Raw genomic sequence first — 23,303 nt, 5'->3', positions numbered from 1 at the left:
CACGCTTTCGGCGCAGGGGTTGTAGTGCCGAGCCATGCTCGGCAAAAGCCGTCCCGGCAATCCATCGGCGCGCCAGCTGTAAGCCGCAAAACCTGCAAGAGCCCCCCTCCCCAACCTTCCCCTGCACCTGCGATGCAAGGGAGGGAACAGAGCATCAGCCCAAGTCCGCTGAAACCGGCCCCTTCAGCTCGATGGTGTTGCCGTCCGGGTCCTTGAAGTACAACGACAACCCGTCACCTTCAGCACCGAAATTCACCTCGGCTGCCGCCAACGGCATTGCACCGTGCTCGGACAGATACGCAACCAATTCCGCTTCATCGAAAGGCGCTATGCGCAGACACAGGTGATCAACGTTGCGCGCTTCCGGCCCCGGGCCACTGCCGCCGCGCGCACCCAGCGCGCCATCCAGACTGATCAGGTCGATCATCGACACACCTGCACGCAGATGCACCAGGCCGAGATGGTCACGTCGTCGCACCACCTCACAGCCCAGCACCGCCGAATAGAACGCAACGCTACGCTCCAGGTCGCCGACCCGGAACACCACATGATCGATACGTGCGACGTCGAACGGCCGTTTCATCATCACCTCGCAGCATCCTGGGACACCATCCTGCCGTCCTACGCGAGGACGGCAGGTGAAGCAAATGCAGGCCGCCAGAGCCGCCTCAGACGTCCAGTTCCTGCCAACGCGCGTAGGCAGCATCCAGCTCGGCCTGCACCTTGCCCAGCTGCTGGGTATGCGCGGTGACCTCGGCGCTGCTGCGCGTATAGAACGAAGGGTCGTTCATCGCCGAGGTCAGGCCTTCGACATCCAGTTCCAGTTGTTCGATCTTGGCCGGGAGCTGCTCCAGCTCGCGTGCATCCTTGAAACTGAGCTTGCGCTTGGGCACCGCTGCTGGTGCTGCAGCCACCGCTGCCGCGGCGGGTGCAGGTGCCGCGGTCGCCGACGCCTTGGCCACCGCCATCGCGGTCTGGGTCGGTGCCGGGCGCTGGCGCAGCGAGTCGCTGTAACCCCCCACGTAATCGCCCACCTTGCCCTCGCCTTCCAGCACAAGGGTGGAGGTGACCACGTTGTCGAGGAAGTCACGGTCATGGCTGACCAGCAGCAGCGTGCCGGTGTAGTCGGCCAGCAGCTCTTCCAGCAGCTCCAGGGTTTCCACGTCCAGGTCGTTGGTCGGTTCGTCCATCACCAGCAGGTTGGACGGCTGCGCGAACAGCTTGGCCAGCAGCAGGCGGTTGCGCTCACCGCCCGACAGGCGAGTGATCGGCGCGCGTGCGCGTTCCGGGGTGAACAGGAAGTCCTGCAGGTAGGCATGCACGTGCTTGCGCTTGCCGTTGAGGTCGATGAAGTCCGCGCCTTCGGCCACGTTCTCGATCGCGCTCCAGTCCTCGCGCAGGGTGGCACGGTACTGGTCGAAGTAGGCAATCTGCAGATTGGTGCCCTGCCGCACTTCGCCGGTATCAGGCTGCAGGTCCCCAAGCAGCAGCTTCAGCAAGGTGGTCTTGCCGCTGCCATTGGGGCCGATCAAACCAATGCGATCACCACGCAGGATGGTGGTTTCGAAATCCTTGACCATCACCCGCTCACCGAACGCGAAGGAGATGTTCTTGATGTCGATGACCTTCTTGCCAGAGTTCTCGGCACCGGCGGCTTCCAGCTTGACGTTGCCACTGAGTTCGCGGCGCTGGCTGCGCTCGTTGCGCATCGCCTTGAGCCGACGCACGCGGCCTTCGTCGCGGGTGCGGCGGGCCTTGATGCCCTGCCGGATCCAGACTTCTTCCTGCGCCAGCAACTTGTCGAAGCGGGCGTTCTCGGCCGCCTGTGCATTGAGGCGCTCTTCGCGGCGGCGCTCGTAGTTGTCCCAGTCGCCCGGCCAGCTGGTCACCTGGCCGCGATCGATCTCGACGATGCGGGTGGCCAGGGCGCGCAGGAAGCGACGGTCATGGGTGACGAACACCACGCAGCCGTTCCAGCCCTTGAGGAAGGTTTCCAGCCAATCGATGGCTTCGATGTCCAGATGGTTGGTTGGTTCATCCAGCAGCAGTACGTCGGGGCCGGCGACCAGCGCACGCGCAAGCAGCACGCGGCGCTTCATGCCGCCGGACAGACGGCCGAACTCAGCGTCGCCATCCAGGTCGAGCTTGGTCAGGGTTTCCTCGACGCGCTGGTCCAGACCCCAGCCATCGGCGGCGTCGATCTTGGCCTGCACATTGCCCATGGCCTCGCCATCGAAGACCTCGGCGTGGCTCAGGCGGTGGAACTCGGCCAACCAGTGGCCAAGCTCGCCGAGGCCATCGGCGACCACGTCGAACACGCTGCCGGCAGCGCCGTGCGGCACTTCCTGCTCGAGCCGGGTGACGCGCACGCCCTGCTGCACGCGCACCTCGCCGTCATCGGGCTTGAGCTCGCCAGCCATCAGCTTCATGAGAGTGGATTTGCCGGCGCCGTTGCGGCCGATCAGGGCGATGCGCTCGCCAGTCTCGATCGACAGTTCGGCTTTTTCCAGCAACAACGGGCCGCCGACGCTGTAGTCGACGTTCTGCAAGGTAATCAAAGGCATGGGCGTATTGTACGGGCTCTGGCGGTCGACCGCGCTCAATCGTCGCTAAACACGTCCGCCGGCAGGCCCAGCAACTGGCGCAGGCTGGCCGGGATGCGTTTGCCGGGATGGCGCACGGCCCATAGCTGACGCTGCAAAGGCGGCAAGGGCGTCGCCAACACCTGCAGCTTGCCCAGCGTCACCAGGTCAGCCACCGCATGCCGTGACAGGCAGGCCAGACCCAACCCGGCGACCGCCCCCTGCTTGATCGCTTCGGTGCCGCCCAACTGCAGCACTTCCGCGAAGCCATGGAGATGCGGCAACAACGCTTGCTCGGCCGCCTCGCGCGTGCCTGAACCGGGTTCGCGCAACAGCCAGCGCGCTTGCCGCAACATCGCCAGGTCCGCTCCCTTGCTGAACTGCGTCGCCAGCGGATGGCGTTCGCCAAACACCACCACCAGTTCATCCTGCTGCCAGTGCGCCACTTCCAGCCCCGGCTCGTGGCTGGGCCCTTCAATCAAGCCGACATCCACCTCCAGCCGCTGCACGGCAGTCGTGACCTCGCGGGTATTGCCGATCACCAGCTCGACATGGGCGTGTGGATTGGAGGCCTGCAGGTCGGCGATACGTGCCGGCATCAGGTAGTTGCCAATGGTGGTGCTGGCGCCGACCTGCCAACGCACCGCGGCACCGGTCTGGCTGTCGGCACGGAACCGGCGCTCGATATCGGTCATACCCGCCAGCAAGGCGCGCGCTTGCGGTAACAGGGCCCGGCCGTGGCCGTTGAGCACCAGTCGACGGCCTATCCGGTCAAACAAGGCCAGCCCGAGCAGGTTCTCCAGTTCGACCAGGGCAGCACTGACCGCTGATTGCGACAGGCCCAGCAACTCACCTGCCGCTGTAGTGGTACCGGCTTCGGCAATGCCAGAAAAGATCTGCAGCTGACGCAGCGATAGATGCATGACCTATCTCACAAATAGGTTGATTCAACCAATATTATCCGTTTTACAGGTAATAACCAGGGGTGCAGCATGGGCTATCTTCTAATAACCCAATGTTATGAACACCTCGACCCAAGGGCTGACCTCGATGCCCCTTTCCCGCCTCCCCGGCCTGTTGCTGACGGCCGCCGTCGCCGGCCTGTCAATCTGGCTGGGCACCTTGCCGTGGATGCAGAACCACGGCATCAGCGCGCTGACCCTGGCCATCGTCATCGGCATCGTGCTGGGTAACACGGTTTACCGCAGCCTGGCGACGCGCGCCGATGCAGGCGTTGTTTTCTCCAAGGCGACCTTGCTGCGTGCCGGCATCATTCTTTACGGCCTGCGTCTTACCCTGCAGGATATCGGCCAGGTTGGCGTTGCCGGCGTGGCGATCGATGCGCTGGTGCTGTGTTCCACCTTCGGCCTGGCCTGGTGGCTGGGCACCAGGCTGCTGGGCATGGACCGCAACTCGGCCCTGCTGATCGGCGCTGGCAGCTCGATCTGTGGCGCTGCCGCGGTAATGGCAGCCGAACCGGTGATCAAGGGCCGCGCCGAACAGGTCGCCGTTGCCGTGGCCACGGTGGTGGTGTTCGGCACGATCGCGATGTTCCTGTACCCGCTGCTGTACCAGTGGGGCGTGTCGGCGGGCTGGATGCCGCTGGATGAGACCGCGTTCGGCGTATTTACCGGCTCCACCGTGCATGAGGTCGCGCAGGTAGTGGCGGCTGGCCGTGCGGTCAGCGAACCTGCCGCCGATGCGGCCGTCATCACCAAGATGGTGCGGGTGATGATGTTGGCACCGTTCCTGGTTGGCCTGTCTGCCTTGCTGGCCCGCGGCCAGAACAGCAGCAATGGCGAGCGCTCGAAGATCACCATTCCGTGGTTCGCGTTTGGCTTCATCGCCATGGTCGGCTTCAACTCGCTGCAGCTGTTGCCGGCCGAGGTGGTGAAGGTATTGATCGATCTGGACACCGTGCTGCTGGCCATGGCGATGGCTGCGCTTGGCCTGACCACGCATGCTTCGGCGCTGCGTCAGGCCGGTGCCAAGCCGATGTTGTTGGCTTTGTTGTTGTTCGTCTGGTTGTTGGCTGGCGGCATGCTGATCAATCTTGGAGTGCGGGCTGTGCTGGGCTGAGGCGCTATTGGTAAGGCCGCTGCCGAGCATGGCTCGGCACTACAGGATTGGGGCCGCGACAGCTTTAGCCCCTCTCCCGCATGCGGGAGAGGGTTGGGGTGAGGCCAGCTGTTCGCTGGTAAAGCCCCTGCCGAGCATGGCTCGGCACTACAGGATTGGGGCCGCGGTGGCTTTAGCCCCTCTCCCGCGTGCGGGAGAGGGGTTGGGGTGAGGGGCGCTTTTCGCTGGTAACGCCTCTGCCGAGCATGGCTCGGCACTACATTTCAGAAACAAAAAAGGCCTTCCCGGTTACGGGAAGGCCTTTGCACTTTCGCTTGCAGCTCGATCAGGCTTCCGGGCGCATGTACGGGAACAGCAGCACGTCACGGATCGAGGCGCGGCCGGTCAGCATCATCACCAAGCGGTCGATGCCGATGCCCAGGCCGCCGGTCGGTGCCATGCCGTATTCCAGCGCACGGATGTAGTCGGCGTCGTAATGCATGGCTTCGTCGTCACCACCGTCCTTGGCTTCGACCTGAGCCTGGAAACGTGCGGCCTGGTCTTCCGGATCGTTCAACTCGGAGAAGCCATTGGCCAGCTCCTTGCCGTTGACGAACAACTCGAAGCGGTCGGTGTAACCAGCATCGGTATCGCTGGCGCGGGCCAGCGGCGAGACCTCGACCGGGTGATCGGTGATGAAGGTCGGCTGGATCAAGGTGTGCTCGACCGTGGCCTCGAAGATCTCCAGCAGCAGCTTGCCCCAGCCGTAGCTCGGCTTGACGCGGATCTTCAGGCGTTCGCAATGGCGCAGCAGCGCATCACGATCAGTGCAGTCGGCGGCCGAGATCTCCGGGTTGTGGTGACGCACGGCTTCGTCCATGCGCCAGCGACGGAACGCCGGGGCCAGGTCGATCTGCGCGCCATCCCATTCAACAACGGTGGTGCCCAGCACGCTCTGCGCGACGTCGCGGATCACGCCTTCGGTCAGGTCCATCACTTCGTTGTACGTGGCGTAAGCCTCGTACAGCTCCATCATAGTGAATTCCGGATTGTGGCGGGTACTGACGCCTTCGTTGCGGAAGTTGCGGTTGATTTCGTAGACGCGCTCAAGCCCGCCAACCACCAGGCGCTTCAGGTACAGCTCCGGCGCAACGCGCAGGTAAAGGTCCAGGTCCAGCGCATTGTGGTGCGTGGTGAACGGCTTGGCCGTGGCGCCGCCGGGGATGTAATGCATCATCGGCGTCTCGACTTCGAGGAATCCGCGCTCTTCCAACCACTTGCGCATCTCACCGATGATCTTCGAGCGCTTGATGAAGACCTCGCGCGATTCCGGGGTGACGATCAGGTCGACGTAACGCTGGCGATAGCGCTGCTCGACGTCGGCCAGGCCGTGCCACTTGTCCGGCAGCGGGCGCAGCGACTTGGTCAGCAGGCGGATGCTGGTCGCCTTGACCGACAGCTCGCCGGTCTTGGTACGGGTCAGGCCACCCTCGACGGCGATGATGTCACCCACGTCCCAGCCCTTGAACGCGGCATAGATGTCGCCCAGCGCGGTGGCCTGCAGGAACAGCTGGATGCGGCCGCTCTCGTCCTGGATCTGGGCGAAGCTGGCCTTGCCCATGATGCGCTTGGCCATCAAGCGCCCAGCCATCTTCACCGTGCGGCCAGTGGCTTCCAGCGCTTCGCTGGTCCAGGTCTGGGCATCCTCGTACTCTGCCTGCAACTTGCCGGCGAAGTCTTCGCGACGGAAGTCGTTCGGGTAGGCGATGCCCTGCCCGCGCAGTGCCGTGAGTTTCGCGCGGCGCTCGGCGATGAGGCTGTTCTCGTCGACGGGGGGCTGCTGCGTTTCAGGGGTCTGTTCGGTCATGGCTTTGATTTCTATTTGGGGGAGTTAACCAAGGTGCGGCCACCGCCGGGTGAAACCGCACCGTACAACAAGGGAATGGCCCGCGCAGGGCCATTCCGGATCACGCGTCGCTGCGTTTGGCGCCGGCTTCCAGGCCCGACTTGAGACTGGCCTCGATGAACTCATCCAGGTCGCCGTCCAGCACCTTCTGCGTATCGGTACGCTCAACGCCGGTGCGCAGGTCCTTGATACGGCTCTGGTCGAGCACGTAGTTGCGGATCTGGCTGCCCCAGCCGATGTCCGACTTGGTGGCTTCCAGCGCATCACGCTCGCTGTTGCGCTTCTGCACTTCCAGCTCATAAAGCTTGGCAGCCAGCATCTTCATCGCGGTATCGCGGTTCTGGTGCTGGCTGCGGCCGGTCTGGCAGGCGACCACGGTATTGGTCGGGATGTGGGTGATACGCACCGCCGACTCGGTCTTGTTGACGTGCTGACCACCGGCACCGGAGGAACGGTACACGTCGGTGCGCAGGTCGGCCGGGTTGATGTCGATCTCGATGTTGTCATCGACTTCCGGCGACACGAATACCGAGGTAAAGCTGGTGTGACGGCGGTTGTCCGAGTCGAATGGCGACTTGCGCACCAGCCGGTGCACGCCGATCTCGGTCTTCAGCCAGCCGTAGGCGAACTCGCCCTCCACCCGGAACGTAGCCGACTTGATGCCAGCGACGTCGCCGCCGGACACTTCCATCAGCTCGGTCTTCCAGCCGCGCGATTCGCACCAGCGCAGGTACATGCGCAGCATCATTTCCGCCCAGTCCTGGGCTTCGGTACCGCCGGCACCGGCCTGGATGTCGACGAAGGCGTTGCAGCTGTCCATTTCGCCCGAGAACATGCGCTGGAACTCGAGCTTCTCGATGTGCGACTGGTACTTGTCCAGGTCAGCCACCACGGCCAGCGCGGTGTCCTCGTCCTGTTCGCTCTCGGCAAGCTCCAGCAATTCGGTGGCTTCGGACAGGCCATCCAGTACATCGGCAATGCCGGTGACGGTCTTGTCCAGCACTGAGCGCTCGCGGCCCAAGGTCTGGGCATACTCGGGATTGTTCCAGATGTCCGGATTTTCGAGTTCGCGGGTTAATTCTTCGAGACGTTCTTTCTTGACGTCGTAGTCAAAGATACCCCCTGAGCGATACCACGCGATCAGTCAGATCGGTGATTCGCTGGCGGATGGGATTCAGTTCGATCATGGTCGGTCTAATAAGGCAGACAAGCTGTCAATTCTAGCACCCCGCCGGGCCCTGTATCGGTCACCCCGGCGCGGAACCCTTTCTCGCTGAATAGACACAACTTAACGTTAGAATCGCCGCCTGACCCGCGAAGACGGGGAAAGGAGACATAACTGACCATGAAGGACCTAAGCTTGAACGCCAGCCACGCTCGCCTCTTTGCTGCTATCACCATGACCTTGGCACTTACCGCCTGCCAGAAGCTGGGCGGGATTGCCGCCAGCGGCGCCGACAAGGCGCCCAGCCTGACCGTCGGGGAAACGGTCTCCGGTGAGATCACCTCCTCCAGCACCCTGAACTACAACGACGGCAGCCGTCACCAGAGCTACAAAGTCACCATGAAGAGCGGCGAAGCCGTCTCGCTGGAACTGGGCGGCTCGCTCAGCGGCCAGTTGGCGGTATTCGATGGCCAGAACATGATCGCCAACGCGTCCTCCTCCGGAATGAGCGAAGGCGACTCCACGGCCAGCGCGGTCAATCTTGCTTTCCGCGCGCCGAAGGACGGCACCTACCTGGTCGCGGTCAACAGCGCCAGCGCCGACGCCTTCGGCCCGTTCAAGCTCAAGGCCGCCAAGGTCGTGCCCTACGACGGCAAGCCGTTGGCCGCCGACAGCGAGGCAACCGACTGGCTGATGGGCGACAAGCAGGAATACAAGCTCAAGATCGACAAGGCCGGCCTGTACTCCATCACCGCCGACTCCAGCGCGTTCGACTCCTACCTGCGCTTGAACGGCCGTAACGTCGAACTGGAAGACGACGACAGCGGCGGCAGCCTCAATGCCCGCATCCAGACCTACCTGGAGCCGGGTGACTACACCATCGCCGCCTCCTCGGTGAACGGCAGCACCGGCTCCTTCAAGCTCAGCGTCAAGCTGACGCCGACGCCCAATGGCCTGGTCACCCGCGATGGCACCTCCCTGACCGTCGGCCAGACCGCGCAGTCGATGATGGACTCGCGTGGCCGTCGCACCTTCGTGCTCAACCTGGATGCGCCCAAGCAGATCCAGTTCGACGCCATCGCCGACAACTTCGACTCGGTACTGAAGATCACCGGCCCCGGCGTTGACGAAGAGAACGACGACGGCGGCAACGGCACCAACGCGCAGCTGATCCTGAACCTGCGCGCCGGCCGTTACATCGTTGCGGTCAGCAGCCTGGGCAGCCAGCAAGGCGTGTTCGAACTGGAAACCACCGATCTTGGCGGTGGCGATGTCGCTGCGCCGGCCAACAGCAACCGCAAGGATGCTGCCGAGGAAGCCGCTGCCGCTGCCGCCGACGCAGCTGCCGCCGTCATCCACTAAGCCACACCGCCCACCGCGCCCGCGGGCGTGATGGGCCCACCGCCACGCTGCCTGCCCCCGCAGGCAGCGTGGCTGCTTTTTACCCCTGCTTCCCACATCAAGGAGTTCAAGTGAAGCGATTTGCAGCCGGACTGCTGTCCCTTGCCATTGCCGCCGCCGTGCACGCCCCCGCGTATGCCGCCGGCCCGGCCCGCGCGCTCGCCATCGACGGCGACGTCTCTGGTGAAATCACCTCTTCCAGCCCGGTCAACTACAGCGACGGCACCCGCAGCCAGCTGTTCTCGTTGCAGATGGGCGCCGGCCAGGCGGTATCGCTGAAGCTGGAAGGCGCACTCAAGGGTGCGCTGGCCGTATTCAATCGTGACGTGCTGGTGTCCCGCACCGACGGCGGTGGCGAAGGCAGCACCACGCTGAGCATGCGTGCCGACAAGGCCGGCCAGTACCTGGTCGCCGTCAGCGGCGCCGATGCACGTGCCTTCGGCCCGTTCCAGCTGTCCGCCGAACCCATCGTTGCCTATGACGGCAAGCCGTTGACGGCTGGCCGCCGGGTCACCGACTGGCTGAGCAATGGTGACAAGACCTTTGTCCTGCAGGTCGACAAGCCGGGCCTGTACACCATCAACCTGGAGTCGAACGAGTTCGATGCCCGCCTCGAACTGAGCGGCAACGGCCTCAATCTGGAAGACGATGACGGCGGCAGCAACCTCAACTCGCGCCTGGTCGCTCCGCTGCAGCCGGGCCGCTACACCCTGACCGCCGGCGGCCTGGGTGAGGCTTCCGGCGCGTTCTATCTGGGCGTCGAACAGTCGGATTTCCCGGAAGGCCTGGTCTTCAATGACGGCACCAACCTGCCGTTGGAAGGCACCGTCAGCGGCTTCATTGGCGCCGACGACACCCGCAGCTTCGTACTGAACCTGCCGGAACGCCGTCGCGTACAGCTCGATGCCAGCGGCAAGGAACTGGACACCATGCTCACCATCCAGGGTGGCGATATCACCCTCAGCGATGACGACGGCGGCGGCGGTGTCAATTCGCGCATCAGCCAGGTGCTGGATGCCGGTGAATACAACGTGTCGGTGCGCTCGGTGAACAGCCGCGGCGGTGTGTTCCAGCTCGCCACCGCCACCGCAGCCGCGCCGGATGGCCCGACCCGTCCCGAGCTCAAGCTTGGCCGCGAAGTCACCGGCCAGCTGCGCGCAGGCAACCGTGACCTGTACACCCTTGAGATTCCGCGCAAGGGCAAGTACGTGATCAGCATGACCGCAGGCTCCTCCAGCCTGGATGGCATGATCACCCTGATGCGCAATGGCGAAGAAGTTGCCCAGCAGGATGACAGCGACTCCAGCCTCGATCCGAATCTGGAGATCGACCTGGAAGCCGGTCGTTACATCGTGCTCGCACACAGCTTCGATCCGAACGCCACCGGCAGCTACCGCCTGCTGGCACGTCGCAAGTAAGCAAGCGGCACCGAAAGGCCGATGCCGGCTCACTGGCATCGGCCTTTTCTTTTTGCAGGAGCGGCGTAAGCCCCGAAGCCAGCACTGCCAAACACACGCCCAGACGCATACATTGCTTCGCGGCGTACGCCCCTCCCACAAACAGATGGCATATGGCAGATAGCCAGCAAGCTGCTCAGCGCACCTCGAACTCACCCACCAGCACGGTATCGCTGGCGTCCTGCAAACGCAGGGTCACCGCTTTGTCCTGCTGCTGCGGCGTGCCCCAATGCGTACTCAACCTGAGCATCAAGGTGGTCGCACCGGTGACCAGCTGCTGCCGGCTGCCAAAGTAATTGGCCTCCACCTTGTAGATCCCCGGCTTGGCATCGCGTAGCGAGAACTGCTCCGGACCGTAGCCCCCGGTGAAGTCCTGCGACATCTGCCCGCCTTGGCGGGTCAAACGATTGCCGTAGTACGCGCGTTCGCCGTCGGGATCAGTGACCCACAGGTCCATGTCGCTATTGTCCGCGTCCCAGGCCAACACCACGCGCAGATCCAGCGGCATCGCCTTGCGCAGGCGCGGGTCAACCTGCGTGGCATCCAGCGACTGGCCACCGCGCGCAAGCAGGTTGGTCAGCTCATCCAGCGCGATCAGTGCAACGCCATCAAAGCGACCATCCCATTGCCGCTGCACCACCTGGTAGAGCGGACCAATCGCCTGCTGAGGATGCCCTGCCGCTGCCAGCGCCAGCCCCAGATCGCGGAAGCTCTGCGGCTCATCCTGCGCCATCAGCAGCACCTGCTCGAACACCGGCACCGCAAGCGCGGGTGCATTGGCCTGCATCAAGCGATACCCCAACACGCGCAGCAGGTGCCGGTTATCGAGCTCCATCTCGGCCAGGTTGGACAGCACCCGCAGCGCCAGCTCGCGCTGTCCGGCGGCAAACAATATGTCGGCCACATCCAGGAAGAACGCGCTGCTGTTGGCGTTGGCTTCACGCTCATCCAGGTACCACGCATACAACTCAGCAACCGGGGCCTTGCGCAGGCGCTGCGCAACGGCTGAGTCCGGCTCCCATGCGGCAAGCTGGATCTGCACCGCGCCGGAGTTGACCGACGCACCGTCTGCAGCTGCCGCCACCTCGGCCACGGCATCATTGCTGCTGCCGGTGACCACGACCCTGTCCAACGCCGAGGACTCGGCCGAAACCGCCGCTGCAGCAGGTGCAGGTGCGGGCGGAGGTGGCGCCATCGCCATTGCCGCTACTGGCGCGCCACTCGAACGCTGCCTTGCCAACCCGGAGCCCTGCGCCACGTTCAGCGGCGCGTCCTTGGGCCAAGGTTTTTCCCACCACGCCTGGCGCTGCCGCCATTGCTCGGCCACCTCATCAAGATGGGTCTTGCGCGCGGCCTCACGGTCGGCAACCTGGCGGGCAAAACGACGGTCGTATTCGGCCCGCAACGCCGCCGGTGGCCGGATCGCATAGCGCAGGTAGTCATCCAACGTATCCAGCACCAGCAAGGAACTGCCCTCACTGACCATGCCGAACTGCTGCGACAGCCGCTGCATCGCCTCGCGGTTGCCACGCGGGTCCACCGCCAGCTGCTGCAAGCGCGCCTGCGCCCACAGCCCTGCCATCAAACCGCCATCGGTACTGCCGGGCACGATGTTCAGCGTTTGCCACTGACCACCATTGATGCGCAAGCGCAGCTCGGCCGGCGCCGCATCGGTACGTGCGTACAGCCACAACCAGCCCTGCTCCAGACTGCGGCGATCAATCACTACATCGTGCAGCCCTGCAGCTGGCGCAACTTCCACCGTGGCAGGTGTCGCCAGCAGCCGAGTTGCCGCCGCAGCCACGTCATCGGAGTCCAGCTGCACAAGACTGCCGCCGTTGGCTTCGCTCCAGCCGCGCAGGCGCGCCGTATCGGCCCCCGCCGCCGCACTATTGATCGCATACAGGCGCTGACCTGCCGCCAGGGCAGGCAATGCCGATGCGCCCCAATTGGACAGGCCATCACTGAGCAGCAGGTATTCACCAAGCTCTGCCTTGGGCGTCCACGAAGCCAAGGCGCTGGCGCCATCGTTGGGGGTCTGCTCCAACACACGGCGCAACCCACTCCAGTCGCCCTTGCGGATACTGAAACGACGCTCCGCTTCCGGCTTGTCGCGCAGCACCGTCAATACAACGCTGCCCTCACCCATCACCGCGAAATAGCGATCCAGCAATGCGAACTCACGCGCGCGGTTGCGCGTACCCGCCGAGCCTGATGCATCCCATAGCAGGCCGATCTTTGCAGGCAAACTGCGCGCAACCGGCGTAGCTGCCGGCAGCTGTGCAAGCAGATACTGTTGCCCGTCGTAACGCGCGGACTGCAGCGCCGGCTGCGGCTTGGCTGGCAGCTGCCATTGCAGCTGCGCCGGCAACTGCCGACCGTTGCCCTGCCAATCCAGCGCACCCGCCATCAACCGGAACGGTGCCTGGCCAAGCTTGTCAGCGCCACTCGCACGCAGGCGAAGGCTGACCTCGTCGGCCGCTGCCGCAAACTGCAATGGCAAACGCCACTGCCAGCCTGCGCCGGACAAGGGCATCGCCTCACGGATGGTCAACTGCACCCGGCGGCTGCCCTCCGCGGGCAAGGGATACACACGAAGACGGAATTGATTGCCTGCAGTCTGCTCCAGCAGCGCCGGGTCCTGCCCCTGTCGGGTGATCGCCTCGAATACCTGCCGCCCACGCTCCTTCGGCACCGGCACCGCGTCACGCAGCTGCCCATCAATATCCAGGGCGAAGCCACTGATCTGCTGACCATCGGCCAAGGGGAACTGCAGCTCGCCTTCCATCACCCGCCGGTTGGGATTGTGGAACACCAGCTCGATCCGGGTCTGGGCGATACCTGCCTGCACCTCGCCGTCGATGGTTGCCCGTCGCAGCTCGATTGGCTGCTCGTCCTTGGAAACGGCAATCAGCACCGGCGGCTGGATCAGCCCCCTGCTCTGCTGCGCGGCGACCGGCGTCGCTGCCACGCCCGCCATCAGCAAAACCATCCAACAACGCCGCCAGCTAGCCAGGCTCATCACAGCACTCCGTCCAAGGGTTGGGAGATCAAACGCACCATCAGCCAGAACGGGGTTGGCGGATCAATCATTCCCTTCCTGATCGGCGCCCCTTTTCATCGGACAGCCCAACTCAAGCCCGCCGGCCCAAGGGCATTGTGCCGTGTTTCGGCACCCCAAGAGGCGAGCCCTGGACGTATCCGGAGCGCCACCCTGCGGAAGCCCGCCCTCCTGAATTTGACCGGCTGAAACAGCCAAAACGAATAACAAACCGACGCTGATCGGCCTCAGGCCGAGGCAGTCGCTTCCATGTTGTTGCTCAGCTTCGACTTCAGCGCCGGCAGGTATCGCCGACTGCAGGCGACCTCCTTGCCGTCGGCCATATGCAACAGGGCCTCGCCACCGTCGAGCGGCTCGATCGACACCAGCTGTGCCAGATTGATCAGCCAGCTGCGGTGGACGCGGACGAAACATGTCGCATCCAGTTTCTGTTCCAGTGCAGCCATGGTGATCCGCAACGGGTAGTCGTGCCCGCGCAGGTGCAGGTTGACGTAGTTGCCGGCGGCCTGTGCCCATTCGATATCGGCCGTTGCGATCAGAAAGTCCCGGCCCAGCTTGCGGACCAGCAGACGCTCGGGATGATCGATGGGCTCCACCGGCGGCCCTTCATCCGGCTCGGCCAGCAACTGCGCCTCGCCCTGCAGGCGCCGACGCAGGAAGCGGTAGCCATCGATGCAGAACAGGATGGCGGCGTAGGTGCGCACGTCCTTGAGGTATTCGTACAGCAGCTCTTCCGGCCAGGAGCCAACCTGATAGCGCTCCCCCACCACGGCATAGGCGAGCATCCTCAGCCCGAACATTGCCAGCACGTGCAGCAGGGAGATCGGCACGCTGGCCAGCAGGTACCAGGGCAAGCGTCGGCGCCAGTTGTCCAGATGCAGCGGCCATCGTCTGCTGAACCAAACGATGGCTGGCACCAACAACAGCAACCAGACCAGTCCGCTGGAGAACTCCCAGACCCAGGGCTCCCACCATTCCATGGAGGGTGCACCGGAATGGTTGGCATCCATCCAGGTGGTGATCGCATTGCCGCTGCAGTTGATCAACACCAGCAGCAACCAGAACAGAAGCTCCATGCTTTGCCGCCATGGAGTGGAGCGATTCAACAGGGTCGGCGATGCGGCTTGGCTCATCCGCGCATTCTAGACGGCGCGAAGGCCGCAGCCCTCGCTGCCCATCCCCGGATGCCCGCCACTCGTCCCCAAACGCCCGCAGATCGGCCCTTCCGGCACCGCGGGAGCGCGTCCCGGGTTGCAATGACGCCCTTCTCCATAAGCTGGACACGCAATGCACAGACGCCACGACCTGGATTGGCTGCGGGCGATCGCCTTCGGCTTGTTGGTGATTTACCACGTCGGCATGTACTACGTGAGCTGGGACTGGCATGTCAAAAGTCCGGCCGCGAGCATTGCGCAGGAGCCGTTCATGCTGCTGAGCTCGCCATGGCGGATGTCGCTGCTGTTCCTGATCTCGGGCGTCGCCACCGCCTTCATGTTCGAACGCCGCCCCGCTGGGCTGCTGCGCCGCCGCTCCTGGCAACTGCTGCTGCCATTGCTGTTCGGGATGGCGGTGATCGTGCCGCCGCAGGCCTACTATCAGGTGGTCGAGCAACTACCCGGCGGATACAGCGAGTCCTACTGGGCGTTCTATGGCAAATATCTCAGCGGTTACCAGGGTTTCTGTGACAGCGACGGCTGCCTGCGCGTCCCGACCTGGAACCATCTCTGGTTTCTGCCCTATCTGTGGAGCTACACCGTTCTGGCCTGGCTGCTGTGGCGGCTGCTGCCTACGTCCGCATTGCAGCGCCTGCGCCAATGGACCGGCTTCCTGCTAGGCCACTGGGGGGCTTTGGTCGTCCCGGCAGCGATTCTGGCTGTCGCACGCCTGCTGCTGGTCAATCGCTTCGAGCAGACCCATGCGCTGATCGATGACTGGTACAACCATGCCCAGTACGCCAGCGTCTTCATGATCGGCTTCCTCGGCGCATTCAGCCCCCGCTTCTGGGAATCATTGCAGCGCTTGCGCTGGCTGTCGCTGATTGTGGCGGCTGGCTGCTATGCCGGACTGATCCATGTCTGGTACTTCTCCGGCTACAACGATGCACAACCGCCGCCCGTGGAGTTGCGCCTGTTGCTCCGACTTGCCTGGGCGCTGAACCAGTGGTGCGCGATCGCTGCCTTGTTGGGTTTCGCCTACCGCTGGCGCAATGCCGACAGCCCGCTGCTGCGCTATCTCACCCTGGCGGTGTTCCCGCTCTATATCCTGCACCAGACCGTGATCGTGGTACTGGCACATATGCTCAAACCGCTGCGGCTGACGCCCGCCATCGAGGCTGGCCTGTTGATCGCGGCAACCCTGACCTTGTGCCTTGGCGCCTATGCACTGATCCGGCGCTGCCCGCCGCTGCGACCCTTGTTTGGGCTGCAGCGCGAACCGGCAATTACCCCTCGCACAGCGTCGGCGAACGCCGTGACCGATTGATGCCAACCATCGCGCAGCACAGCTCTTTGCAAACCTGCCCTGCGCCCGTCGTAGCCTGCTCAGCCCGGCTCGGCCTGGGATGCAGCCACCAGTGGCCGCGCGGGCGCCGGCTTGCTCGGGAACGCGTGACGCAGGATGCGCCACATTACCTGCCCGAACTGGCGCGGCAGTGAGCCGGTGTTGTAGTGCTGGCCGTAACGCGCGCAGATGGCCTTTACCTCCACCGCCATTGCCGCGTAGCGGTTGGCGGGGATATCGGGGTAGAAGTGGTGTTCGATCTGATGGCTGAGATTGCCGGTCATCACATCCATCCACTTGCCGCCGGTCAGGTTGGACGAGCCACGCAGCTGGCGCAGATACCAATGACCGCGGCCTTCATTGCGGACGCACTCCTTGGGGAAGGTCTCGGCATCTGCGGTGAAGTGACCGCAGAAGATCACCAAATAGGTCCATACGTTGCGGAGAATGTTGGCCGCCACATTGCCCAGCAGCACTGGCAGGAAGAACGGTCCCGCCAATGCCGGGAACAGCACGTAGTCCTTCAGCACCTGCAGCAGCGCCTTGCGGCCGACCGGACGCGCCTGGTTCCAAAGCTGCTTGAGGGTCATCTTGCCGACCAACACACGGCCGATGCGCAGGTCCTGTATGGCGATGCCCCACTCGAACAGCAGCGCGAACACCACCGCCACGAACGGCTGGGCCAGGAAGAACGGGTGCCAGCGCTGCTCGGGGAAGATCCGCAGCAGGCCGTAGCCGATGTCATCGTCCAGCCCGCGCACGTTGGTATAGGTGTGGTGGCGGAAATTATGGGTCTTGCGCCAGTTTTCCGAAGTACCGGCGATATCCCATTCGTAGGTCTTGCCCTGCAGCTGCGGATCGCCCATCCAGTCGTACTGGCCGTGGATGACGTTGTGCGCCAGCTCCATGTTCTCCAGGATCTTGGACAAGCCCAACAGCAGCACGCCGGCGATCCACGCCGGCACCAACAGGCTGTGCACGAAGGCTCCGAGGAACAGCAGCGCCCGCCCTGCCACGCCGGTCCAGCGCACCGCTGCCACGATCCGACGGATGTAGCGCGCGTCACTTGCGCCCAACAAGGCCTGGTGGCGTGCCTTGACGGCGTCGAGTTCGTCACCGAAGCGCTGCAGTTCGGCAGCTGACAGCACGCGGTTGTGCACGGAAGACATGAGTTACAGCTCCAAGGTCAAATCGGTGCTGGCGCTGCTGACGCACAGCTTGAGCGGCACGGACGGCTCGCTGATGTATTCACCGGTCAAGGTGTGGCGGGTAATGCCCGAGGTTTTCCCGCAGACACAGGTGTTGCAGATGCCCATCCGGCAACCGCTGGCAGGCTGAATCCCGGCTGCCTCCAGCGCCGGCAACAAGGCGACCCCGCGCGGCACACTGAGCGTGCGGCCAGTCCTGAGCAGCTGGATCTGCACACTGCCCTGCTCCACCTCAGCCAGCTGCGGGGCGCTGAACGCCTCCGAATCGAAGTGCGCAACCCGTGCCTGCAGGCGGCTGCGCGCAGCATCCACAAAGCCGCCAGGCCCACACGCCAGCACATGCGCCGGAGCCAGATCCCCAAGACTGCCGAGCGCGTAGCTTCCCACGCGCGCCGCACCCTCGCCGGTTACTGCCAGATGCAGGCGGAACGCGGGATGGCGGCCGGCGATGGCCTTGAATTCGTCGACGAAGCACAACTGCTCGCGTTGACGCGCCCAGTAAACCAGATCGACCGGGCCCGGCATCCCCTGCACATCCAACTGGCGCAGCAAGGCGCGCAGCGGAGTGATGCCACTGCCGGCAGCCAGCATCACCAGCTTCGGCGGCAGCACCGCGGGGAGCAGCATTTCACCGAACGCCTGCCCCAGCGCGAACACCTCGCCCACGGCCGCGTGTTCACACAGGTACTGGCTGAGCTTGCCACCGGCAATACGTTTGACCGTGACCGCCAAACGCCCGTTCTCAAGCGCGGCAGGGCTATAGCTGCGGGTGGTCAGGCGCCCATCCAGTTCCACCCCAAGATTGATGTGCTGGCCGGCCTGCATGCCACGGAAGTGACGATTGGGCTGCAATTCGAGGGTGACGGCATCGGCGCTGGCCTGATGGCGCGCCAGCAGCCGGGCCAAGGGGCGCCGCAGCGTCCACAGTGGATGCACCCGGGTAGACCAGAAATCAAAGAAACCTTCGCTCAGCCAGGGGATCGGCGGCGGCGCGGCATTGCGGTAGACAGCACTCATGTTGCGCACTATACGGCCGAGCATACATTTGTGTATACACTTGTATATTCGCAGTACAGGCTATGATTCACGCACCTGACCGGCCCGAGCCCCATGACAGCACGCGAACAGCCCCTGCCCGCAAACGATGACCTGCACCCGGCGCGCAAGGCTTCCATCTCGCGTGACGACCTGCTGGCCGCCGCACTGGCCCTGATCGGCCCGCACCGCAGCGTATCCACGCTGAGCCTGCGCGAGGTCGCGCGTGAAGCCGGAATCGCGCCGAACTCGTTCTATCGCCAGTTCCGCGACATGGACGAACTGACGGTAGCGTTGATCGATCTGGCCGGGCGCTCGTTGCGCACCATCATCGGCCAGGCCCGGTTGCGTGCTGCCGACAGCAACCGCGGCGTGATCCGGTTGTCGGTGGAAACGTTCATGGAACAACTGCGTGCCGACGACCGCCTGATGCATGTACTGCTGCGCGAAGGCACTGCCGGCTCGGACGCGTTCAAGCAGGCGGTGGACCGCGAACTGGGTTACTTCGAGGAAGAGCTGAAGGCTGATCTTGTGCGCCTGGCCGCGCTCGATGGCGCGAGCCTGTACGAGCCCGCCCTCGCCGCCAAGGCAATCACCCGGCTGGTATTCGCCATGGGCGGCAGCGCGATCGACCTGCCCGAGGAACGGGATCCCGAGCTGATCGAACAGATGTCGCAGATGATCCGCATGATCATCACCGGCGCCCGCGCGCTGGCGCGGCATCCGGTAAAGGCCTGAAGCAAGCCAAACGATGTTGCGCGGTGGCGGGAGCGGCGTGCGCCGCGAGGCCGATGATCGCCCAGATCACAGCGTTCCCTGAACTTCATTGGTGCCAGCTTCGCGGCTTACGCCGCTCCCACCAACTGTCTATCGGTAAAGCCCCTGCCGAGCATGGCTCGGCACTACGCTGCGCCCTTGGCCTTAGTGGCCATCGAGCTGACGCACGGATCAGGAGGTTGTGGGAGCGGCGTAAGCCGCGAAGCTGATGATCCGCCAGATCGCAGCTCTCCCTGCACTTCATTGGTGCCGGCTTCGCGGATTACGCCGTTCCTACAGACTGTGTATCGGTAAAGCCCCTGCCGAGCACGGCTCGGCACTACCTTTGCAGGCACTGGCGGTAGCGGCTGTCTACCCGGTTGGCGAACCACTCGGTAGTCAGTTCGCGGGTGATCTTGGGGCTGTCCAGGCGGATGCCGGGAATCAATGCGCGCGGCAACACCTTCCCTGCGCGCGCATCCGCCATGGCGAACACCTGCGAATGCAGCGCGCTGTCACTGAACTCCAGGCGATCAGACTGCGCAAGCGCACGCCGTATCTCACGGTCGTCCATGCCTAGTCGCGGCGCCAGCCTGCGCACCGCCAGTTCGGTCTGGCCCGGCTTGTCGATTGGCGCATCCGGCACCAGCAGATCACCATCCAGCGCCAGCGAAACACCTGTCAGCAGGCTCACCGCACTCTGGAATGCAGCATTGCGGCTGGCGTAGCGGCCCGCGTTGTAGTCGGCGAAGCGATGCACCTTCTGTGTATAGGGCGTCTGGTAGTCGAGCAGATGGCCGACACCGAAGTACACGCCGCCGCGCCGGGTGAACACCTCATCACGGATACTGCGCGCCACAGGGTACGGGTAGTCCTGCGCATTTGCCTGCGCAAAAGGAATGCTGACCTGCATCGCGCCGCCAGTCTGCACAGGATTTTTCCCGGCAAACAAACGTTGCCCCATCGGCACGCGACCAATGATTTCCTCGTACAACTCACTCAGGTCCCGTTCGCTGCGTACCCGCGCCAACTGCTCGCCGTAACTGCGACCATCACTCCCCTTCACCTTCAGGCCCGCGTCCACCAGCAGCTTCGGTATATGCACGGCGGCGGCGCGGCGATCTATTTCGCCGCGGGCAATCCGCGGCAGATTGGGCACCTCGGGATTGGCGCGATAACCGGACTCCTGCTCGATCACCGCCAGCACCGCGCAGATATTCTCGCGCGAAGGCTCGATGCCTTGCGCGGTCAACGCCATACGGATATCCGTCGCCCAGCCTGTACGATCAGCGACCGTCGCTGGAATACGGCGCGCGATTTCATCCTGCACCGTTGCCGTCGTCGGACCCGGCGCGGGCGCTGGGACCGTGCTGCACGCGGCCAGCGTCGCTGCCAACAACAGGCTCGCCAGCAGCCGCGGCGCGTCCCCGGCATCGCCAGGAAAAACGCGGGCAGCGCTGCTCCAACCATCGCAAGTCGCCAGCCTGCCCATATACTTCGCACCCTCGTCTGTCCAAATCATCGAACGTGGCTTGACCCTTGAGCGCCACCGCTGAACAGTACTTCCCGCTTGTGGTTCCCGCCACCTCCCTGCTGCTGGGGCTGGCGCTGTTGGCTGGCTGGCGTTCATTACGCGACCACCGCTACCTGTTGTGGCTGGCCGGTGGCTACATCTGCACCGCTTTTCCGCTGGCCGCGCAGATCCTGATGGACAACGCCCGGATGGCGACCTGGTCAGTACTGACCGGCGCGATGTACTGCGCGGGCAGCTGGGCCACGGCGCAGGGTTTCGCACTCAGATCCGGCGGCAGGGTGTCAGAGCCGGCCGCACTGGCCATCAGCCTGATTACGCTGTTGGCACTGTTCTGCTTCTCCAGGCTCGATGATGTGCTGGGCGCGCGCATCGTCTTCCTCAACCTCGGCATGGGGCTGCTGCTCGCGTTGGCGTTGCCAGCGCTGTTTGGCCGCGAGCAAGCGGACACGCTCTTCGAACGCCTGCTGCGCAGGACGTATCTGCTACTGGTGGCATACGCGATCCTGCGCCCGCTGCTGGCCTGGTTGCTGGCCGGCTGGTTCACCAGCAGTGGTCTGCCGCGCTCCGGTCTTTGGCTGTGGATGCTGGCCTTCAACCTGTTGCTCAATCTGTGGCTGCTGTTTCTGCTGCTGGGCGGGCTGGCCCAGCAGCTGATGGGAGAACTGCGCCATGAGCGCAACCACGATTCGCTCACCCAGTTGCTGAACCGCCGCGCCTTCTTCGAGATCGCCAACCACCGGCTGCAGCACGATCCCGCCCGGCCCTGGGCCCTGCTCGCCTGCGATGTGGACCACTTCAAGCAGGTCAATGACACCTGGGGCCATGCGGCCGGCGACAACGTCCTGCGCCAGGTAGGCGTGCTGTTGCAGCAGATGACACGCCCGGATGATCTGGTTGCCCGCTTCGGCGGTGAGGAATTCGTGCTGCTGGTGCACTGCCATGACCTGCCCACCGCTGCGCGCATCGCCGAACGCATCCGCGTCGGCCTCAGCCAGATGCACTGCTCACAGGCAAAGCAATCCATCACTGCCAGTTTCGGCGTCACCATGGTGGCAACAGCGCAGGATCTGGAAAGCGCGCTGGAACGCGCCGACCTCGCTGTCTATCAAGCCAAGCACGAAGGACGCAACCGCTTGATCCTCAGCCCATCGCAGGACGGCACCGACTGCATGCTCCCGGACCAGCAAGCCACACCTTGATTCGTAGCCCATGCCGCGGATCACTCCGCAGCGGGCATGCCTGCACACGGCATGCCCGCTGCGCAACGCGAGATCGGCATAGGGCCGCACCACCGGATACACCCGCTTTACGCTAGGCTTGCGTTTCTTCCTGACTGTGCATTCCCGTGAAAACAGTTCACGCCACCCGCTACATCACGCCGCTGCGCGAAGGCGGTTCACTGCCGGCGGTGATCGAAACCGACGACGATGGCATGTACGTCATCAAGTTCCGCGGTGCCGGGCAAGGGCCCAAGGCCCTGATCGCCGAACTGGTGGTTGGGCGGCTTGCACAGGCGCTGGGCCTGCCGATGCCGGACATCGTCCTGGTCGAACTGGACCGCGAGTTCGCGCGTACCGAGCCCGACCCGGAGATCCAGGACCTGATCCGCGCCAGCGAGGGCACCAACCTGGGCAGCGACTACCTGCCCGGCGCGATCAACTACGATCCTGCGGCGATGCAACCCGACGCCGAGCTGGCCTCGCGCATCGCCTGGTTTGATGCCTACACCAGCAACGTGGATCGCACCGCGCGCAACCCCAACCTGATGGTCTGGCATCGCCAGCTCTATCTGATCGATCACGGCGCGGCGCTGTACTTCCACCACGACTGGGAGAACGCCGGCGAGGCCTGCGGCAAGCCTTTCGCGTTGATCAAGGACCACGTGTTGCTGCCGTTCGCCAGCCGCATCGCCGAAGCCGACGCGGCGCTGGCCCCCTTGCTGACCGACGCAGTCATCGACGGCATCGTCGCGCAGATTCCAGAAAGCTGGCTGCAGACCGAGCCCTTTTTTGACGATGCGAGCGCCTACCGGTCCGCTTACGCCAGCTATCTGAAGCGCCGCCTGCAATTGCGTGAAGCCTTCGTACAGGAGGCCATCCGTGCCCACGCTGCATACCTATGATTACGCCATCATCCGCATCGTACCGCGGGTGGAACGCGAGGAATTCATCAACGTTGGCGTGATCGTCTCCTGCCCCAGCGCAGGCCATCTGCAGGCGGCCATCGAGATTGATATAGCGCGTTTGCAGGCATTTGCGCCGCAACTGGATCTCGCTGCCGTGCAGCCGTGGCTGGATGCCATCGTCGCGATCTGCCGTGGCGAGCCGGGTGCCGGACCGATCGCACAATTGCCGCCGCGCGCCCGCTTCCATTTCCTGACTGCCAAGCGCAGCTCGGTGGTGCAGACTTCGGTTACCCATGTCGGCCGCACCGCCAACCCTGCCGGCATCGTCGAGCACCTGCTCGAACGCATGGTGCGTACGCCGCGCTGAGCCAGCGGGCGGGATGCGAGGCCAATCGAACCTGTAGAGCCGAACCATGCTCGGCTGACGCGCCCCCTGTAGTGGGGGGGGGGGGGGGGGGGGGGGGGGGGGGGGGGGGCGGGCGGGGGCGCCCCGCGGGGGCGCGCCGCCGCGGCCAC

18 protein-coding genes are annotated in these 23,303 nt (G+C 64.4%); 8 read left to right on the top strand and 10 right to left on the bottom strand.

From position 1 onward, the window contains the following. Nucleotides 1-154 precede the first annotated feature (154 nt). The 3 genes from AC1VXC_RS12630 to AC1VXC_RS12620 form a co-directional block, all read right to left on the bottom strand. A complete protein-coding gene (locus AC1VXC_RS12630; protein ID WP_481539099.1) occupies nucleotides 155-583 on the bottom strand; it encodes a VOC family protein in 429 nt (142 codons plus the stop codon). A gap of 85 nt (nucleotides 584-668) precedes the next feature. Then, a complete protein-coding gene (locus AC1VXC_RS12625; protein WP_481539098.1) occupies nucleotides 669-2,564 on the bottom strand; it encodes an ATP-binding cassette domain-containing protein in 1,896 nt (631 codons plus the stop codon). Between the two features lie 35 nt (nucleotides 2,565-2,599). After that, nucleotides 2,600-3,505 (bottom strand): LysR family transcriptional regulator, encoded by a 906-nt coding sequence (locus tag AC1VXC_RS12620; RefSeq protein WP_313170028.1) that lies wholly within the window; start codon nucleotides 3,503-3,505, stop codon nucleotides 2,600-2,602. 127 nt (nucleotides 3,506-3,632) lie between these two features. On the opposite strand from AC1VXC_RS12620, the gene AC1VXC_RS12615 reads away from it, so the two are divergent. Next, a complete protein-coding gene (locus tag AC1VXC_RS12615; RefSeq protein ID WP_481539097.1) occupies nucleotides 3,633-4,661 on the top strand; it encodes a YeiH family protein in 1,029 nt (342 codons plus the stop codon). Nucleotides 4,662-4,986: 325 nt separating this feature from the next. On the opposite strand, the gene lysS is transcribed toward AC1VXC_RS12615, so the two are convergent. Both lysS and prfB read right to left on the bottom strand, forming a co-directional pair. After that, nucleotides 4,987-6,507: a lysine--tRNA ligase gene (lysS, locus tag AC1VXC_RS12610; RefSeq protein ID WP_481539096.1), complete on the bottom strand. Its 1,521-nt coding sequence runs from the start codon at nucleotides 6,505-6,507 to the stop codon at nucleotides 4,987-4,989. Between the two features lie 100 nt (nucleotides 6,508-6,607). Beyond that, a protein-coding gene (gene prfB / locus AC1VXC_RS12605; RefSeq protein WP_481539095.1) for a peptide chain release factor 2 occupies nucleotides 6,608-7,733 on the bottom strand; the annotation gives its coding sequence in 2 pieces (ribosomal slippage) (nucleotides 6,608-7,657 and nucleotides 7,659-7,733; 1,125 coding nt in all). Nucleotides 7,734-7,891: 158 nt separating this feature from the next. Between prfB and AC1VXC_RS12600 the strand changes: the two genes are divergently transcribed. Then, nucleotides 7,892-9,073 (top strand): pre-peptidase C-terminal domain-containing protein, encoded by a 1,182-nt coding sequence (locus AC1VXC_RS12600; RefSeq protein ID WP_313170020.1) that lies wholly within the window; start codon nucleotides 7,892-7,894, stop codon nucleotides 9,071-9,073. Between the two features lie 110 nt (nucleotides 9,074-9,183). After that, on the top strand, nucleotides 9,184-10,530 hold the full coding sequence (locus AC1VXC_RS12595; protein ID WP_313170018.1) for an ABC transporter substrate-binding protein: 1,347 nt from the start codon (nucleotides 9,184-9,186) through the stop codon (nucleotides 10,528-10,530). Nucleotides 10,531-10,705: 175 nt separating this feature from the next. Here the strand turns inward: AC1VXC_RS12595 and AC1VXC_RS12590 are convergent, their stop codons facing one another. Then, nucleotides 10,706-13,591, bottom strand: coding sequence for a VIT domain-containing protein (locus AC1VXC_RS12590; RefSeq protein WP_481539720.1), 2,886 nt, complete (start codon nucleotides 13,589-13,591; stop codon nucleotides 10,706-10,708). Nucleotides 13,592-13,857: 266 nt separating this feature from the next. Then, nucleotides 13,858-14,763 carry a LytTR family DNA-binding domain-containing protein gene (locus tag AC1VXC_RS12585; protein WP_481539719.1) on the bottom strand — a complete coding sequence of 302 codons (906 nt, stop codon included), beginning with the start codon at nucleotides 14,761-14,763 and terminating at the stop codon, nucleotides 13,858-13,860. A gap of 154 nt (nucleotides 14,764-14,917) precedes the next feature. Between AC1VXC_RS12585 and AC1VXC_RS12580 the strand changes: the two genes are divergently transcribed. Further along, nucleotides 14,918-16,111 carry an acyltransferase family protein gene (locus AC1VXC_RS12580; protein WP_481539718.1) on the top strand — a complete coding sequence of 398 codons (1,194 nt, stop codon included), beginning with the start codon at nucleotides 14,918-14,920 and terminating at the stop codon, nucleotides 16,109-16,111. A 59-nt stretch (nucleotides 16,112-16,170) separates the two neighbouring features. On the opposite strand, the gene AC1VXC_RS12575 is transcribed toward AC1VXC_RS12580, so the two are convergent. Next, nucleotides 16,171-17,298, bottom strand: a complete 1,128-nt coding sequence (locus AC1VXC_RS12575; RefSeq protein WP_481539717.1) for a fatty acid desaturase family protein — start codon at nucleotides 17,296-17,298, stop codon at nucleotides 16,171-16,173. A gap of 3 nt (nucleotides 17,299-17,301) precedes the next feature. Beyond that, nucleotides 17,302-18,354, bottom strand: coding sequence for a ferredoxin reductase (locus tag AC1VXC_RS12570; RefSeq protein WP_313170008.1), 1,053 nt, complete (start codon nucleotides 18,352-18,354; stop codon nucleotides 17,302-17,304). Between the two features lie 93 nt (nucleotides 18,355-18,447). Between AC1VXC_RS12570 and fabR the strand changes: the two genes are divergently transcribed. Then, on the top strand, nucleotides 18,448-19,110 hold the full coding sequence (fabR, locus tag AC1VXC_RS12565; RefSeq protein WP_481539716.1) for an HTH-type transcriptional repressor FabR: 663 nt from the start codon (nucleotides 18,448-18,450) through the stop codon (nucleotides 19,108-19,110). Between the two features lie 358 nt (nucleotides 19,111-19,468). Here the strand turns inward: fabR and AC1VXC_RS12560 are convergent, their stop codons facing one another. Then, complete coding sequence (locus tag AC1VXC_RS12560; protein WP_482995052.1) at nucleotides 19,469-20,542, bottom strand: DUF1615 domain-containing protein; 1,074 nt, start codon at nucleotides 20,540-20,542, stop codon at nucleotides 19,469-19,471. A 125-nt stretch (nucleotides 20,543-20,667) separates the two neighbouring features. On the opposite strand from AC1VXC_RS12560, the gene AC1VXC_RS12555 reads away from it, so the two are divergent. The 3 genes from AC1VXC_RS12555 (at nucleotide 20,668) to AC1VXC_RS12545 (ending at nucleotide 23,154) form a co-directional block, all read left to right on the top strand. Further along, entirely contained in the window at nucleotides 20,668-21,861 is a 1,194-nt protein-coding gene (locus tag AC1VXC_RS12555) for a GGDEF domain-containing protein (protein WP_481539714.1), read from the top strand. Nucleotides 21,862-22,007: 146 nt separating this feature from the next. After that, a complete protein-coding gene (locus tag AC1VXC_RS12550) occupies nucleotides 22,008-22,784 on the top strand; it encodes a HipA family kinase (protein ID WP_481539713.1) in 777 nt (258 codons plus the stop codon). Continuing rightward, nucleotides 22,762-23,154 (top strand): DUF3037 domain-containing protein, encoded by a 393-nt coding sequence (locus AC1VXC_RS12545; protein WP_313494494.1) that lies wholly within the window; start codon nucleotides 22,762-22,764, stop codon nucleotides 23,152-23,154. The genes AC1VXC_RS12550 and AC1VXC_RS12545 overlap by 23 nt, the downstream gene beginning before the upstream one ends. The last annotated feature ends 149 nt before the right edge of the window (nucleotides 23,155-23,303 follow it).

The organism is Stenotrophomonas sp. STEN033, assembly GCF_056856655.1.
This window is presented reverse-complemented; position numbering and strand designations above follow the sequence as displayed.